The 15112-nt window shown below is 70.0% G+C and carries 16 protein-coding genes and 1 tRNA gene; 6 read left to right on the top strand and 11 right to left on the bottom strand.

All coding sequences use genetic code 11. The features are described from left to right. The first annotated feature begins 154 nt into the window (after positions 1-154). From ACSQ2G_RS05955 to ACSQ2G_RS05945, 3 genes are read left to right on the top strand one after another with little or no spacing between them, the layout of a single operon-like run. A complete protein-coding gene (locus ACSQ2G_RS05955; protein ID WP_436029136.1) occupies positions 155-934 on the top strand; it encodes a prolipoprotein diacylglyceryl transferase in 780 nt (259 codons plus the stop codon). Next, positions 840-2285 carry a radical SAM protein gene (locus ACSQ2G_RS05950; RefSeq protein WP_436029134.1) on the top strand — a complete coding sequence of 482 codons (1446 nt, stop codon included), beginning with the start codon at positions 840-842 and terminating at the stop codon, positions 2283-2285. The genes ACSQ2G_RS05955 and ACSQ2G_RS05950 overlap by 95 nt, the downstream gene beginning before the upstream one ends. Continuing rightward, a complete protein-coding gene (locus ACSQ2G_RS05945; RefSeq protein WP_436029132.1) occupies positions 2282-2530 on the top strand; it encodes a hypothetical protein in 249 nt (82 codons plus the stop codon). The genes ACSQ2G_RS05950 and ACSQ2G_RS05945 overlap by 4 nt, the downstream gene beginning before the upstream one ends. Here the strand turns inward: ACSQ2G_RS05945 and ACSQ2G_RS05940 are convergent. From ACSQ2G_RS05940 to ACSQ2G_RS05910, 7 genes are all read right to left on the bottom strand, one after another. Beyond that, positions 2517-4199 (bottom strand): alpha-glucosidase, encoded by a 1683-nt coding sequence (locus ACSQ2G_RS05940; protein WP_436029130.1) that lies wholly within the window; start codon positions 4197-4199, stop codon positions 2517-2519. The two genes, ACSQ2G_RS05945 and ACSQ2G_RS05940, sit on opposite strands and share 14 nt — an antisense overlap. A 62-nt stretch (positions 4200-4261) precedes the next feature. Next, a tRNA-Ser gene (locus ACSQ2G_RS05935) sits at positions 4262-4351 on the bottom strand. A gap of 137 nt (positions 4352-4488) precedes the next feature. After that, positions 4489-4911, bottom strand: coding sequence for a PaaI family thioesterase (locus ACSQ2G_RS05930; protein WP_436029128.1), 423 nt, complete (start codon positions 4909-4911; stop codon positions 4489-4491). 85 nt (positions 4912-4996) lie between these two features. Next, entirely contained in the window at positions 4997-5839 is an 843-nt protein-coding gene (locus tag ACSQ2G_RS05925) for an MBL fold metallo-hydrolase (protein WP_436029126.1), read from the bottom strand. Positions 5840-5940: 101 nt separating this feature from the next. Further along, the gene (locus ACSQ2G_RS05920) at positions 5941-6678 is read right to left on the bottom strand and encodes a hypothetical protein (RefSeq protein WP_436029124.1); all 738 of its coding nucleotides are present in this window, start codon (positions 6676-6678) and stop codon (positions 5941-5943) included. Positions 6679-6852: 174 nt separating this feature from the next. Then, complete coding sequence (locus ACSQ2G_RS05915) at positions 6853-7260, bottom strand: hypothetical protein (RefSeq protein ID WP_436029122.1); 408 nt, start codon at positions 7258-7260, stop codon at positions 6853-6855. Positions 7261-7339: 79 nt separating this feature from the next. After that, positions 7340-8401 carry an RluA family pseudouridine synthase gene (locus ACSQ2G_RS05910; RefSeq protein ID WP_436029121.1) on the bottom strand — a complete coding sequence of 354 codons (1062 nt, stop codon included), beginning with the start codon at positions 8399-8401 and terminating at the stop codon, positions 7340-7342. A 273-nt stretch (positions 8402-8674) separates the two neighbouring features. Between ACSQ2G_RS05910 and ACSQ2G_RS05905 the strand changes: the two genes are divergently transcribed. Next, positions 8675-10387, top strand: coding sequence for an alkaline phosphatase D family protein (locus ACSQ2G_RS05905; RefSeq protein ID WP_436029119.1), 1713 nt, complete (start codon positions 8675-8677; stop codon positions 10385-10387). Between the two features lie 168 nt (positions 10388-10555). On the opposite strand, the gene ACSQ2G_RS05900 is transcribed toward ACSQ2G_RS05905, so the two are convergent. Next, positions 10556-11221 carry an O-methyltransferase gene (locus ACSQ2G_RS05900; protein WP_436029117.1) on the bottom strand — a complete coding sequence of 222 codons (666 nt, stop codon included), beginning with the start codon at positions 11219-11221 and terminating at the stop codon, positions 10556-10558. 92 nt (positions 11222-11313) lie between these two features. On the opposite strand from ACSQ2G_RS05900, the gene ACSQ2G_RS05895 reads away from it, so the two are divergent. Then, positions 11314-11991 carry a TetR family transcriptional regulator gene (locus ACSQ2G_RS05895; RefSeq protein WP_436029115.1) on the top strand — a complete coding sequence of 226 codons (678 nt, stop codon included), beginning with the start codon at positions 11314-11316 and terminating at the stop codon, positions 11989-11991. A gap of 151 nt (positions 11992-12142) precedes the next feature. On the opposite strand, the gene ACSQ2G_RS05890 is transcribed toward ACSQ2G_RS05895, so the two are convergent. From ACSQ2G_RS05890 to hisI, 3 genes are all read right to left on the bottom strand, one after another. Beyond that, positions 12143-12772, bottom strand: coding sequence for a LysE family translocator (locus ACSQ2G_RS05890; protein ID WP_436029113.1), 630 nt, complete (start codon positions 12770-12772; stop codon positions 12143-12145). A gap of 39 nt (positions 12773-12811) precedes the next feature. Then, positions 12812-13618 carry a hypothetical protein gene (locus ACSQ2G_RS05885; RefSeq protein ID WP_436029111.1) on the bottom strand — a complete coding sequence of 269 codons (807 nt, stop codon included), beginning with the start codon at positions 13616-13618 and terminating at the stop codon, positions 12812-12814. A gap of 159 nt (positions 13619-13777) precedes the next feature. Then, positions 13778-14179, bottom strand: a complete 402-nt coding sequence (gene hisI, locus ACSQ2G_RS05880) for a phosphoribosyl-AMP cyclohydrolase (RefSeq protein ID WP_436029109.1) — start codon at positions 14177-14179, stop codon at positions 13778-13780. Positions 14180-14242: 63 nt separating this feature from the next. Here hisI and ACSQ2G_RS05875 point away from each other — a divergent pair, with 63 nt between their 5' ends. Beyond that, positions 14243-15109, top strand: a complete 867-nt coding sequence (locus ACSQ2G_RS05875; protein ID WP_436029107.1) for a DUF817 domain-containing protein — start codon at positions 14243-14245, stop codon at positions 15107-15109. Positions 15110-15112 lie beyond the last annotated feature (3 nt).

Below are 15112 nucleotides of genomic sequence, written 5' to 3'. Positions count from 1 at the left end.
CGCAGCGCTTGTCCGGGACCCAGGTGAACCGCACCGCCTTCGCCCAGTCCCCTGGGTCCCGGACAGCCTCTGCGAGGCTTCCGGGATGACACCGGCTTAGGGGCGCCCCTTTTCGCGTCCGGCGGCTTGCGAAGCGGCGCGCGATGGGGGCTGCATGCAGGCCATGATCCACGTCGCGACCGCCCCCTGGGCGCATCTGCCCTTTGACCTGCTGGCCTGGAGCGCGGGGACCGCCTCGACGGCCGCCGTCTACCGCTGGCGGCTGAAGGATCAGGTCCGGCCGGTCGCGGCCCGGGTCGACGGCGGCTATTTCCTGTTCCTGGCCCTGGGCGCCATCCCCGGCGCCTGGCTGGCCGGCTCGTTCAACTCCCTGCGCGAGCACGCGCCCGCCCTGTCGCACAGCGTGGCCGGCGCCCTGGTCGGCGCCATCGTCGGTGTCGAGGTCTACAAGGCCCTGCGCGGCGTCAAGGGTTCGACCGGCGGCGTCTTCGTCGCTTCGTTCAGCCTCGGCGTGGCGGTCGGGCGGCTGGGTTGCTTCTTTGCGGGCCTGCCGGACGACACCTATGGCGCGCCGACCCGGCTGCCCTGGGCGGTGGACCTGGGCGACGGGGTGGGCCGTCATCCGGTGCAGCTCTATGAGTCGGCCAGCATGGCCCTGTTCCTGGCCGTCTACCTCATGGGCCTGGCGCGCCGGCAGGACTGGGCGATGCGGCGCGGCTTCTACCTGATGTGCGGCTGGTACGGCCTGCAGCGGTTCTGCTGGGAGTTCCTAAAGCCCTATCCCAGGTTGATGGGGCCGTTTAACCTCTTCCATCTGCTTTGCCTGGGGCTGGTGATCTATGGATGGGTCTATTACCGCGCCGATCGGCGACGAGAGCGTCGCGCGCAAGACCGCCCCCTACCTGTTCCTGGGCCAGACCACCAGCCTGTGTGAGACCTGCCTGGCCCTGGTCCCGGCCAAGATCATCGCCGAGGGCGAGCGGGTCTATTACCAGAAGCGCTGTCGCGAGCATGGCGTCCAGAAGACCCTGATCGCCGACGACCTGGGCTACTGGAAGGCCCAGAAGGACTGGCTCAAGCCGGGCGACCGGCCGCTGGCCGTTCAGACCCGCACCGACCACGGCTGCCCCTACGACTGTGGCCTGTGCCCCGACCACGAGCAGCATTCCTGCCTGGCGATCCTGGAGATCAACGAGGCCTGCAACCTGACCTGCCCGGTCTGTTTCGCCGGCTCGTCCACCGGCCTGGACGCCCATCGCCCCCTGGCCGAGGTGGAGGCGATGCTGGACGTCGTCGTCGCCTCCGAGGGCGAGCCCGACCTGGTGCAGCTGTCCGGCGGCGAGCCCACCCTGCATCCGCAATTCTTCGAGATCCTGACGGCCGCCCGGGCCCGGCCGATCCGGCACCTGATGATCAACACCAACGGCCTGCGCATCGCCCGCGAGCCCGGCTTCGCCGAGCGCCTGGCGACCTATATGCCGAGGTTCGAGGTCTATCTGCAGTTCGACAGCCTAAAGCGCGACGCCCTGATGCAACTGCGCGGCGCCGACCTGGTCAAGGTCCGCGCCCAGGCCCTGGAGGCGCTGGAGCGCAACAACATCCCGACCACCCTGGTGGTGACCCTGAAGAAGGGCGTCAACGACGACGAGATCGCCGACATCGTCCGCCACGCCCTGACCTGGCGCTGCGTGCGCGGCGTAACCTTCCAGCCGATCCAGGACGCCGGCCGCAACGACGGCTTCGACGCCCGCGACCACCGCATCGTCCTGACCGAGGTTCGCCGCCGGATCGCAGAGGCGGGGGTGTTCGCCCTGGAGGACCTGATCCCCCTGCCGTGCAATCCCGACCAGATCTGCATCGGCTATGGCCTGCGCGACGGTCAGGACGTGGCGCCGGTGACCTCGCTGCTGCCGCGCGAGCTGTTCGTCGCCGCCGCTCCCAGCACGGTGACGTTCGAGGCCTATCCCGAGCTGCAGCGGAAGGTCTTCGACCTGCTGTCGCTGTCCACCGCCCAGGCCGACACCTCCGACAAGCTGGCCGCCCTGCTGTGCTGCCTGCCCGAGGCCGCCGTGCCGCAGAGCCTGGCCTACGAGCACACCTTCCGGGTGGTGATCTCGCAGTTCCTCGACCGCTACAATTTCGACCTGGGGACGGTGAAGCGCTCGTGCGTGCACTTCGTCGAGCCGGACGGGCGGATCATTCCGTTCGACACCTACAACACCTTCTACCGCCCTGGCGCCGCCGGCGCCGGGGCGCTCGCGCGCGGCCAGGGGAGGACGACATGAGTTCGGACCAGAACGGGCGCGATCCCGTCGTCAGGCTGTTCGGGGCGCTGCTGATGGGGGTGGGCGTGCTGATGATGACCCTGTGCGGCCTGTGCTCGCTGGCCGCCCTCGTTTTCACGGGCGGCAGTGGAAGCGAGGCGGGCGGCATGCTGCTGCTGGTCTTGGTCATCGGCGGCGTGCCGATCGCTGTCGGTTTCGGGATCTTCTGGCTCGGCCGCTGGCTCCGGCGGCCTAAGGCGCGCTGACCGCCAGGATCGCGAAGGCCCAGCCCGCCAGCGTCACGACCCCGTCGGCGACCTGCGCCGTCCCGAACGCCGCGCCCTCCACCCCCAGGCCGTCCGGCACGGCGTAGCGCACCGTCTCGCGGCCGAAGTTCAGCAGCACCAGGATCCGCTCGCCCCGGCGATAGGCGAAGACCCGCGGGTGATCGGGGTCGAGGTCGCGATAGTCCCCCTCGCGCAGGTCGGCCGAGCCTCGCCGGAAGGCGATCAGGGCGCGGGTGTGGGCCAGCACCGAGTCCGGCCGCGCGGCCTGGTCCGCCGCGTTGATCGCCGCGGCGTTCGGGTTGACCGCCAGCCAGGGCTGGCCCGTCGTGAAGCCGCCGTTCGGGCCGTCCGTCCACTGCATCGGCGTGCGGCTGTTGTCGCGGCCCATGGCCCGGGCGTTGGCCAGGTACTCTTCCTCCGACACCCGGTGGCGCACGTCGCGCCAGCGGCCGGCCACCTCCAGGTCGTCGAAGTCGTCCAGGGTCTGGAACGGATAGTTGGTCATGCCCAACTCCTCGCCCTGGTAGAGGAACGGCGTGCCGCGCTGGGTGAGGATCAGGGTGTTGAGGACCCTGGCCGAGCGCTCGACCCAGGCCGGGTCGTCGTCGCCGAAGTGCGAGACCGAACGCGGATTGTCGTGGTTGGACAGGAACACCGTGTTCCAGCCGAACGGCCCGGCCGCCTGGTCCAGCTGGGTGTAGAGCGCCTTCAGCCGGGGCAGGGCCCAGGTCGTCTTGCGCCAGCCGTCGATGTCCATCCGCACGATGTCGAAATTGATCACCAGGTCCAGCTCGCGGCGGCGGCTGTCGATCAGGTCGCGCGCCTGGTCGGGCCGCACGCCGAACGCCTCGCCGACGGTCATCGTGTCGTAGTGGTCCAGCACCTCGCGGCGCATTTCGCGCAGGTAGTCGTGCAGCCTTGGCCCGGCGGCGTAGACGAACTGCGGGGCGTGCAGCTCTTCCGGGGTCAGGTCGGGCAGGCCGGGCGGCTTGGAGATGAACGGGATCACGTCCATTCGGAAGCCCGACACCCCCTTGTCCAGCCAGAACCGCATCAGGTCGTTGACCTCTTGCCGGACTCTGGGATTCTCCCAGTTCAGGTCGGGCTGCTTGGCGGCGAAATAGTGCAGGTAGTACTGGCCCGAGCCCGGATCGAAGGTCCAGGCCGGGCCGCCGAAGAAGGCGGGGTAGTTGTTCGGTGGGCCGCCGCCAGCCTTGCCGTCGCGCCAGATGTAGTAGTCGCGATAGGGGGTGTCGCGGCCCTGGCGGCTCTCGACGAACCAGGCGTGCTCGTCGCTGGTGTGGTTGACCACCAGGTCGATGATCAGCCGGATGCCCCGCGCCTTCATCCCGTCCAGCATGGCGTCGAAATCGGCCATGGTCCCGAACTGGGCCATCACCTTGCGGTAGTCGCGGATGTCGTAGCCGTTGTCGGCGTTGGGGCTGTCGAAGTGCGGGCTCAGCCACACCACGTCGACCCCCAGGGCCTTCAGATAGTCCAGCCGCGCCGTGATCCCCGCCAGGTCGCCCACCCCGTCGCCGTCGGTGTCGAGGAACGAGCGCGGATAGACCTGGTAGACGACCGCGTCCTTCCACCAGGGGCGGTCGATGGCGGCTTCGGTGGACGGCGTCGGTTGGTCATCGTGCACGATCGGTCTCTCCCAGGCGCCTTGGCCGAGATGACGCTAACCGATTTTCGCAACGGGGTTAGTGGCGGAGAGGGTGGGATTCGAACCCACGGTGCCCTTCCAGGCACGCCGCATTTCGAGTGCGGTACATTCGACCACTCTGCCACCTCTCCAGGGGGTCTTCGAGGCCGCCCGGGGGCGCGCCTTGAGTGAGGGCGGGATACCTAGCGGCGTCGCCCGAAGAGCGCAAGAGCCTGTGACAAGCTTTTGTGTCGCGGGGCGCGGTTTCCCGCTTCGGGCCCGGCCGGACCTAGGCCTTGGGGTAGAGAACCATCTGGGTGCAGCGGAAAAGCGCGATGGTCTTGCCGGTCGCCTCGGCGGTGACGGTCGCGTCCCAGACCTGGGTGTTGCGGCCGCCATGCACCAGGGTCGCCGCGCAGGCCACGCCGCCGCCCTCGCGCACCGTGCCCAGGAAGTTGGACTTCAGCTCGATGGTGGTGAAGCCGTTGGCGCCGTCGGGCAGCGACACCATGCAGCCGTAGCCGCAGGCGCTGTCGGCCAGGGCGATGACGCTGGCGGCGTGCAGGAAGCCGTTGGGAGCCATGTGATGCTTGGCCACCGTCATGCGGCCGGTCACGCGTCCGGGGACCGCCTCCCGCCATTCCAGGCCCAGGAGGCCCGGCAGGTTGTCGGCCTGGGCCGCGGTCAGTTCGGCGCTCTTGTCTTCGGCCACGGCGGCGGCTCCCCGGTTTTGGTGCGTCAAGTTGTTCGCGTGCGAAGCATCTAGACGCCAGGACCGGCGCGAGGCAAGTGAGTTTTTAAATGGAACTGATATCGACGGGCGGGAAGCGCTTGCCATCCTCGCCCCGCGGCGGCAGGCGGAAGGCGCGGACGCCGACCTGCAGGGCCGGGGCGGCCAGCGGGCCGGGCGAGGCCACGACGGCGGCGCGGCGGGCGACGAAGGCCTCGGCCGGGACGGCGTCGCCGGCGTCGATGTTGCGGGCCTTCTGGTCGGCGACGGTGGTGTTCCAGGCGTCGGCGTCGGCGCCGGTCTGGCCGACCAGCAGCCGGGTCTGGGGCGGCAGGCCCAGCAGGCGGCGGGCGGCGGCGTGCTGGCCGGCCGCGTCGGCGCCCGGGGCGGCGCTGTCGTCCAGGCCCTGGTCCGGCGGCAGCAGGGCCGAGCCGGCGAACACCACGTCGCCGATCTGGTAGGCGGTGGCTCCGGGCAGGCGGCCGGGCAGGGCGATGGCGGTGATCTCGACGCCGCCCATCGGCAGGGCCTCGCCGTCCTGGGCCAGCTTGTCAAAGTCCCAGCCGTCCAGGTCGACGCCGTCGTCGCCCAGCACGGGGACCAGGCGCCGGAGGCTGTCCAGCACCGGGGCGCCGATACAGATCGAGGCGCCGGTCTCGTATTTCAGGTGGCCGGCCGCCGACAGGTGGTCGGTGTGCAGGCCGGTTTCCAGGATCCAGGTCGGGCCCAGGTCCCTGGCGCGGACGTCGGCGATGATGGCGTCGACGAAGCGGGTGTCGACGGCCTGGGTCAGCGGGTCGTAGTCCAGGACCGGGTCGACGAACGCGCAGAGCAAGGTGGCCGGGTCGGCGATCAGATAGGTCACCCGCCCGGTGGCGGGATGGTGGAAAGCGGTGATTTCCGGCTGCATAGATCGGTCCGATGACGCCTTGAGGCGCGCACCTTGACCGCAAGCTCTTAAGTATCGGCGAACAAGACTATGTCGTCGCGACGATCGGTCTCGGTCTTCGCCTAGGGGCGGTCGGTCGCGGCCGCGCAGCTCTTGTCGCCGCGCATCTGGGTCACCCAGACCGGCTCGACATAGCGGTCTCCGTCGCGGAAGCCGGGGGCGCAGCCGTCCGGCGTGTCGGACTTGGAGCGTCCGCCGCCGCCGCGCATGTCCAGCGACAGGGCCAGGGACTGGGACGTTCCGCCGCGCCGTCCCCAGCCGTAGCCGTATCCGTCGCCATAGCCGCCGTAGCCGCCGCCGTAGCCGCCATAGCCGCCGTAACCGTAGCCGCCGTGCTTGCCGAAGTCGGTCTGGCTGACGGCGACGCCCAGGGTGCCGGTCTCGCCGATGGGGATTAGGCTGGAGACATAGCCGCTGCGATAGCCGCCCGTGCCGACGCTGACGCCCATCTCGCCGTGCACCTGGCGCTTGCCGTCCTTGTCCAGGGGGTAGCCGTTGACGTCGAGCTCGGCGCGCGGCGCATAGTGGATCGGATCGCCCTGGACCGGCGGCGCGTCGGCCATCCAGGCCGACAGCGGATCGACGGCGGCCGGCTTGGCGCGTTCGGCCGCGTCGCGGGCCTGGGCGTCGGCCTTGGCCTTCTCCAGCTCGGCCTCGGTCGGCGGCCGGGTGGCGCGGGCGGCGGCGGTGGTCACCACCTCGTCGTCGGCCGAGCGGGCGAACGCGGCGGCGGGCAGGGCCAGCGGCCCCATCAGAGGCAGGGCGATCAGGGCGGCGAGGGCGATGCGGGACGCGAACATGGACGAAACCTCCGACCCCGCCACAGTGGGCTCGATCTGTAACCGAATTAGGGCCTGAATGTATCGGCCAGGCAAGGTCTAGCTGGGGGCGCGAGCAGGGGCGGCTCGTAGCGACCGCGCTTTGACGTCGCTGCGGTCTGGCGGTGGACGCGTTCAATGTCAGCTATGGGGTGGTTAGCTGTCGTAGCAGAATGACGGGCCGAGCCGCTCGGCCGAGATCGTTCTGTGCACCGTCACCATTGAACGATGCAGTCCCATGTGGCCCGCGCCGCCAAATGGATGGTACGTCCTGCGACCGACAAAAGTGACCAGGATCGGCTGCACCGTATAGCAGTCCCCATTGCTCAGGCTCTTCTCCATGAGCGCTCCCAGACGCGGCTGATCGACCCACTCCAGCCAGTCTGTCGCTTCAGGGGCTGGGTGCTCCCTCGGTATCGCGGTTGCGCCTTCGATAAAGGTCGAACCTTCGAACTCGTAGAGCCAGACACCAGAAAACTGCCGGGTTTGGCCGCCGAAGCCTCCGTCCGAGCACGACGAAAGCGCTAGGCCAAGCGCGACTAGGCCGATCCATCTGAAGGTCATGGTTGAGCTAACCACGTTTCCCGAAGCCCTGTAAGAGACGGGAGTTGAACGTCCGCCATGGGTCGAAGCGGCCTCGGAATCACAAAGCCTCAAGGGCCGCTTCCAGCGCCGTCATGTCCGGCGGCAGGGGGGTCTCGAACCGCAGGGTTTCGCCGGTGATCGGGTGGACGAAGCCCAGCACGGCGGCGTGCAGGGCCTGGCGGGAAAAGCCGATCTCGGTCAGGGCCGCCTTGACCGGCGCGGCCGGGGCGCCGGCGCCGTAGACCGGGTCGCCCAGGCAGGGGCTGCCCTTGCTGGCCAGGTGCACGCGGATCTGGTGGGTGCGGCCGGTCTCCAGCCGGCAGGCGACGCGGGCGGCCAGCGGCTTGTCGCCGCCGAAGGTCCGCTCCACCCGATAGTGCGTGATCGCCTCGCGGCCGCCCGACTTCAGCACCGCCATCTTCTTGCGGTCGCCGGGCGAGCGGCCCAGCTGGGTGGTGATGGTGGCGGCCGGCGGATGCGGGGCCCCGCGGACCAGGGCCAGGTACATGCGGTCGATGTCGTGCCGGGCGAACAGGGCCGACAGCCCCTGGTGGGCGGCGTCGGTCTTGGCCGCCACCATCACGCCGGAGGTCTCCTTGTCCAGCCGATGGACGATGCCCGGCCGGGCTACCCCGCCGATCCCCGACAGGCTGGCCCCGCAATGGAACAGCAGGGCGTTGACCAGGGTGCCGGTCTCGCAGCCGGGGGCGGGGTGGGCGGCCATGCCGGGCGGCTTGTCGATGACGATCAGGTGGGCGTCCTCGTAGAGCACGCGCAGCGGGATGTTTTCCGGCTCGGGCTCGGCGGCGACCGGCGGCGGGACCCGCACCTGGTAGACGCCCGCCGGAGCCTTGGCCTTGCCGTCGGCCATCGGGCGGAGCTCTCCGCCCTCGACGACCAGCGACACCTGGCCGGCGGCGATCAGGGCCTGCAGCCGGGCTCGCGACAGATCGGGGGCGGCGGTCGCCAGGGCCTTGTCCAGCCGCTGGCCGGCCAGGTCCGGGCCCAGGTCGATGCGCACGATCTCGCCGGCCGCTCTTCCCCCCAGGTCGAGGTCCGGAGCGTCGAGGTCGTCGACCTCGTCGTCGAGCGTCAAGATCGGGTCGGGCGAGGGGATCAAGGCGTCTTCACGGCTCCGTCGCGGGCTGTCGCGTCGCGGATGTCGCCCGCGTCCGATGGGGATAGTCGATGCGCGCGTCCCGCACCACCGTCGTCATGACCGGCGCCACCTACGCCGCCAAGCGGATCCCTCATAGGAAAGGGCGGTCACGCCCGAAGTTTTCGCGCGGACTTCAGGGGCCTTCGCTGGACAGGCGCCGTCATCCTACTGTTGTCTCCGCAGGCTAACGCACGAGAAGACCAAGCGGCGCCGTGAGCCCCCGGGGAGTTGAGCATGACCATCGACAGACGCAGGGCCCTGGCCCTCTTCGGCCTGGGCGGCGCGGGCGCGGCCGGCGAGGCGATGGCGGCGGCCAAGCCCCGGGCCTATTTCGCCGGCCGGACCGCCTTCCTGCACGGCGTCGCGTCGGGCGATCCACTGGAGGACCGGGTGGTGCTGTGGACCCGGATCACGGCCGAGGCGACCACCGCCCCGATCGCCGTGCGCTGGGACGTGGCGACCGACGCGGCGTTCAAGGCCATCGTCCGCCAGGGCCAGGCCACCGCGGTCTCGGGCCGCGACTACACGGTCAAGGTCGACGTGACGGGCCTCAAGCCGGCGACGGACTATTTCTTTCGCTTCCGCTACGTGAAGAACGGCAAGCCGTTCGGCAAGGGCGTCGGCGGCCGCACGCGCACCCTCCCCAAGGGCCCGACCCCGGACGTCGTCCTGGCCGTGGTGTCGTGCGCCCTCTACCCCAACGGCTATTTCAACGCCTATGACGCCGTCGCCAAGCTGCCGCGCGTCGACGCCGTGCTGCACCTGGGCGACTACATCTACGAGTACGGCGCCGCGCCCGGCGACTACGGCATGGCCTCGCCGACCGCCAAGACCCGCGTGCCCGATCCGCCGCGCGAGCTGCTCAGCCTGGAGGACTACCGCCGCCGCCACGCCCTCTACAAGACCGACCCGGCCCTGCAGGCCGCCCACGCCCGCGCGCCGTGGATCGTGGTCTGGGACGACCACGAGACCGCCGACAACAGCTGGATCGGCGGGGCCGAGAACCACCAGCCCGCCACCGAGGGCGACTGGGCCAAGCGCAAGGCGGCCGGGATCAAGGCCTATTACGAGTGGATGCCGATCCGCGAGCCGGTGGCCGGGACCCTGCCCGAGGCGTCCTGGCGCCGCTTCCAGTTCGGCGACATCGTCACCCTGATGATGACCGAGACCCGGCTGACGGCCCGCACCCATCAGCTGGACTACGGCCGCGACCTGGCGGGGGCGGACGGCAAGCCCGACATGGCCGCCTTCGCCGCCAAGCTGGCCGACCCCGACCGGCGGATGATGGGCCAGGGCCAGGAGCAATGGCTGGCTCGCGAGATCGACGCCTCGATGAAGGCCGGCACGGCCTGGCAGGTGCTGGGCAACCAGGTGGTGATGGCCCGGGTGGTCCCGCCCGACCTGAAGGCGACCATGGGCGAGGCGGCCTATGGCGCCCTGCTGTCCAAGCTGCCCGACTATGTCGCCAAGCCGGTCGAGGAGAGCCGGGGCCTGTCCCAGGCCGGCCTGCCCGGCAATCTGGACGCCTGGGACGGCTATCCGGCCGACCGGGCCCGGGTCCACGACATCTTCAAGGCCTACAAGGCCCGGCCCATCGTGCTGTCCGGCGACAGCCACGCCTTCTGGGTCAACGAGCTGTGGGACGACGCCGGCGCCGCGCGGGTGGCGGCCGAGTTCGGGGTCACCTCGGTGACCTCGCCCGGCTATGGCGACTACCTGCCCGGCGCGCCGCTGGACCAGGCCTATGCGGCGCGCAACAAGGAGGTGAAGTTCACCGACCAGGCCTCCAAGGGCTTCCTGCTGCTGACCCTTGAGCACGGCAAGGCGACCGGCGAGCTGGTCGCCGTGTCGACGATCCTCGATCCCCAATACCAGACGCGGGTGCTGAAGCGCTTCGTGGTGACGCCGGGCGACGGCGGCGGGGTCAAGGCGCTGGCCGAGGGGTGAGGTTCGTACTCGATTCAAGCCCACCCACAGTTGTCATCCCGGAAGCCTCGCAGAGGCTGTCCGGGACCCAGGGGACTGGGCTGATGCGTTGCGGTTCGCCTGAGTCCCGGCCTTCCGCTTCGCTCCAGCCGGGATGACAACATCTGGATGGGCTCCGCTCGCGCCCCTTCAGCCGATCCGCATGGACAGCTCGACGTCATCGGCGAACGGCGTGGACAGGTAGCCCGACGCCGGCGAGCGCACGCGCGCCAGGTAGTCGGGACTGTAGTCGGCGTTGTCGGCGACGATCAGGGCCCCCGGCCGCAGGCGGCTTTCCACCAGGTCCAGGATGTCGGGATACAGCGCCTTGGCGCCGTCCAGCAGCAGCAGGTCGATGGTCTCGGGCAAGTCGACGCTCAGCGTCTGCAAGGCGTCGCCCTGGCGGATCTCGACCAGGTCGGCCAGGCCGCCGGCCGCCAGGTTGCCCCGGGCCCGCTCGACCTTGGACGGCTCGAACTCGCTGGTGATCAGCACGCCGCCGCCGTTGTCGCGCAGGGCCGCGGCCAGGTAGAGGGTCGAGACGCCGAACGAGGTCCCGAACTCGACGATCGTGCGCGCGCCGCCGCCGCGGGCCAGCATGTAGAGCAGCAGGCCGGTCTCGCGCGAGACGGGCAGCGGGAAGTCCTTCATCTGGCTGTAGAAATCGAGATAGTCGGTCTTGCTCTGCATCAGGCGCCGATGCTGTTCGACCGACAGGGCCGCCGCCAGGGGACTGTTCATCGGCGAGGCGGCGTCGGCCTCCGCGAACAGGCGATCCAGCAGGGGCGCCACCGGGGCGGTGGTCAGGGTGTTCATGGGAAATTCCGGTCTCAAAGGCGCGTCCTTGCGCCGCCTCGAAAAATGCGACTAATTCGTCAGATTGACTATTCGCATCGCCCAAGGCCCCGATGACCGAGCGCTCAAGCCCCCGGATTTCCTCACGAAAGCAGCCTCGCCAGGCCCGCTCGACAGAACTCGTTTCCGCCATTCTGGAGGCCGCTGTTCAGGTTTTGGCCAAGGAGGGCGCGGGGCGCTTCACCACGGCGCGGGTGGCCGAGAAGGCCGGGGTCAGCGTCGGCTCGGTCTATCAGTACTTTCCCAACAAGGCCGCGATCCTGTTCCGGCTGCAGAGCGACGAATGGCGCCAGACCACCCATCTGCTGCGCGCCATCCTTGAGGACGTCGACCGCCCGCCGTTCGAGCGGTTGCGCACCCTGGTCCACGCCTTCATCCGCTCCGAATGCGAGGAAGCCGAAATGCGCGTGGCGCTCAACGACGCCGCTCCGCTCTATCGCGACGCGCCCGAGGCCCAGGACGCCAAGGCGGCGGGCGCCGACATCGTCCAGGGCTTCCTGCGCGAGGTGCTGCCCGGAACCTCGGAGACCCGCCGGGTCCTGGCCGGCGACCTGATCAAGGCCACGCTCAGCCAAGTGGGCAAGGCCTTCTCGGAGACGCCGCGAACGCAGGCCGAGATCGCGGCCTACAGCGACGCCATGGCCGACATGTTCCAGGCCTATCTGCGGGAGCTTGGCGGGTCCCAGGGGCAAGATCCAAATCCATCCCCGCCGTTGTCATCCCGGCTGTAGCGAAGCGGAAGGCCGGGACCCAGGACCACCGCAGTGCGCCGGCCCCTGGATCCCGGACAGCCTCTGCGAGGCTTCCGGGATGACAACGGGGTTTCGGGTCTCTGATTTCTTTCGGATATTCCGCCACTCAACGGAGCAAGCCCCGGCGCCCCTACCGCCGCTCCAGCGCGATCCGCACCCCGAACGCCACGAAAACCCCGCCGGTCGCCCGGTCCAGCCACTGGACCACGCCCGGCCTGCGCAGGGCCTTGGCGATCGGGGCGGTGGCCAGGATCAGGCCGCCGGCCCAGGCCAGGCCCATGACTACATGCATCGCGGCCAGCAGCAGGCCGAAGGCGGCGGGGCTGGCGCCGGTCGGGATGAACTGCGGCAGGAACGACACGTAGAACACCCCGACCTTGGGGTTCAGCAGGTTGTTCCAGAAGCCCTTGGCCAGGGCCGCGGCCAGGCCGCCCGACGGCGGGGTCTCGCCGGCGCCGGTGTCGAAGGCGACGCGCGGCTTGCGCAGCAGGTTGACGCCCAGCCAGACCAGATAGGCCGCGCCCGCCCACTTCAGGATCGTGTAGGCGGCGTGCGAGGCCACCAGCAGGGCGCCGGCCCCGAACGCCGCCGCCGCGCCCCAGGCCAGGCAGCCCAGGCCGATCCCGACAGCCACGGCGGCCGCGCGCCGCCAGCCCTCGGCGGCGGCCGTGCGCAGCACCAGGGCGGTGTCCAGGCCCGGCGTGAGGGTCAGCAGGCCGGCGGCGACGGCGAAGGTGATCAGGGACTGGGCGGTGGTCATGCCGACCTTGTCCGCCGCGTCTCGGCTCGAGGCAAGCGCTCAGCCCGCGATGCGGCCGATGGCGGCGGCGATCGCCTGCCAAGCCGGCGATTCCGCGACCGGGACCTGGGTCAAGTGCAGCACCAGCATGGCCGCTCCGCCGATCAGATAGACCGGATGAGGACGACCGCGGGTGCGCCAGTCGACCCACATGGCCAGGAACAGCAGCAGGTCGCCCAGCAGGGCCGGCGGGACGGCCACGAAGACCGGCGGCGCGCCCACCAGGGGCAGGCCGGGCGGCGGGGTCGGCGGCGGCCCGCCGTGCGGGGCCAGGAAGGTCAGGAACCAGCGGGCGATCGGCGCCCCCAGCATCGAGATCGTGGCCAGCAGCAGCAGGCGCTTGTGGGTCTCCGGCCGGCTGATGTTGACGATCGCCAGGACGAACAGCACGGCGAAGAAGCCGATCCCGCCCATGCTGACCCAGGCGAAGGCGCGCACCTGGTGGGCCAGGCCCTCGGGCTGGCCGGGCAGCGAGGCCTGGGCGACCCGCAGCGAGACGACGGCGGTGACCACGAACACCATGGCGGTGGCGATCGCCACGCCCAGCAGACCCCAGGTGCGGTGGGCGACGGTCTTTCCTTGGGCCACCAGCCAGGTCTGGGCGCAAAACAGCGCCATCCACGAGAACAGCACCAGGCCGTGGATGTGGACCAGCGGCTCGGCCCTGAACCTGCCCTGGGCCATGGGCAGGAAATAGGTCGGCATGAAGCCGAGCACGGCGATGGCCAGGCAGGTCAGCGCCATGGCGAAATAGAATTGGCGCGAGACGTTCGCCCGCGCACCGGTCTGCAAAGCCGCTTCGGCCATGTCCGCCCCCTCGAAACCCCGAAGCGACAATGACACAAATCCAGGCGCGCCCGCAATATTCGTCGAACGCCGTTCCCTGGGGGTTTCTTGACGCGGTCTGCACGCCCCCTGGCCGCCGGCTCCACGCGGGCGACCCAGGATGGCGCGATGAGAAGAGTCCTAGGCCTCGCGCTCGACCAGCCGGTCGTTCTCCCAGACGCGGTAGAAGCACGAGCGGAAGCCCACGTGGCAGGCGCCGCCGTCGCCTTGCGGGCGGACCTTGATCAGCACCGCGTCCTGGTCGCAGTCGATCCGCAGCTCGGTGACGACCTGCAGCTGGCCGCTGGTCTCGCCCTTCTTCCACAGGCTGTTTCGCGAGCGGCTGAAATAGTGGGCGATCCCGGTGTCGAGGGTCAGCTTCAGGGCCTCGTCGTTCATCCAGGCGAACATCAGGATCTCGCCGGTGTCGGCGTGCTGGGCGATGGCGGCGACCAGGCCGTTGGCGTCGAAGCGCGGCGTGATGGTCGTACCGCGCTCCAGGGCGGTCTTGTCGGCGGCGGGCGGGAAGATCTGGGAGGTCATGGGCGCAGATATGGCGCCCCTTGGCCGGGCGTCAAAGCCTGGATCAAGGAACAGGTCGCGGCGTTGGACGCCTGGGCGCGGCCGTGGGCCGAGCGCTCGCGCCTCAACGGCTGGGCCCACGAGTTCCTGCTGTTCGGCCTCAAGCAGGCCTGGGCCTGCCTGTTCGGCGGCTTGATGCTGGCGCTGATCGTGGGAACGCACCTGTGGTGGCCCGCCCTCTTTAAAAGTGGGGGCGCGCCGCTGGCGCGCTACGACTTTCTCGTCCTCGCCGCCCTGGCCATCCAGATCGCTTTGCTGGCCCTGAGGCTGGAGCGCTGGGACGAGGCGGCGGTGATCGCGGTCTTCCACGTCGTCGGCACGGTCATGGAGGTGTTCAAGACCGCCCACGGCTCGTGGATCTATCCCGAGCCCGGCCTGCTGAAGATCGCCGGCGTGCCGCTGTTTTCCGGCTTCATGTACGCCTGCATCGGCAGCTACATCGCCCGGATCTGGCGACTGATGGACTTCCGCTTCGTACGCTATCCGCCGATCTGGACGACCTGGGTCCTGGCGGTGCTGGCCTATCTGAACTTCTTCACCCACCACTATGGGCCCGACATCCGGATCGGCCTGTTCGCGGCCTCGGCGGCGCTGTTCGGCCGCACCTGGGTGGTGTTCACGCCCGACCGGAGGCCGCGCCGAATGCCGCTGCTGCTGGGCTTCGGGCTGGTCGCCCTGTTTATCTGGCTGGCCGAGAACCTGGGCACCCTGGCCGGCGCCTGGGCCTATCCCAGCCAGCGCCACGGCTGGCATATGGTCTCCCCCGGCAAGCTCGGCGCCTGGTACCTGTTGATGCTGCTCAGCTACGTGCTGGTGACCGCGGTGCATCGGCCCGCTCCTCCCCCTGTGGGGGAGGTGTCGGCGCAGCCGACGGAGGGGGGAGTTCGCTGATGT

The sequence above is a fragment of the Caulobacter sp. LjRoot300 genome, assembly GCF_964253875.1.
Taxonomy (GTDB): domain Bacteria; phylum Pseudomonadota; class Alphaproteobacteria; order Caulobacterales; family Caulobacteraceae; genus Caulobacter.
The sequence above is the reverse complement of the archived record's forward strand: the minus strand, read 5'-3'. Positions and strand labels throughout refer to the sequence as shown.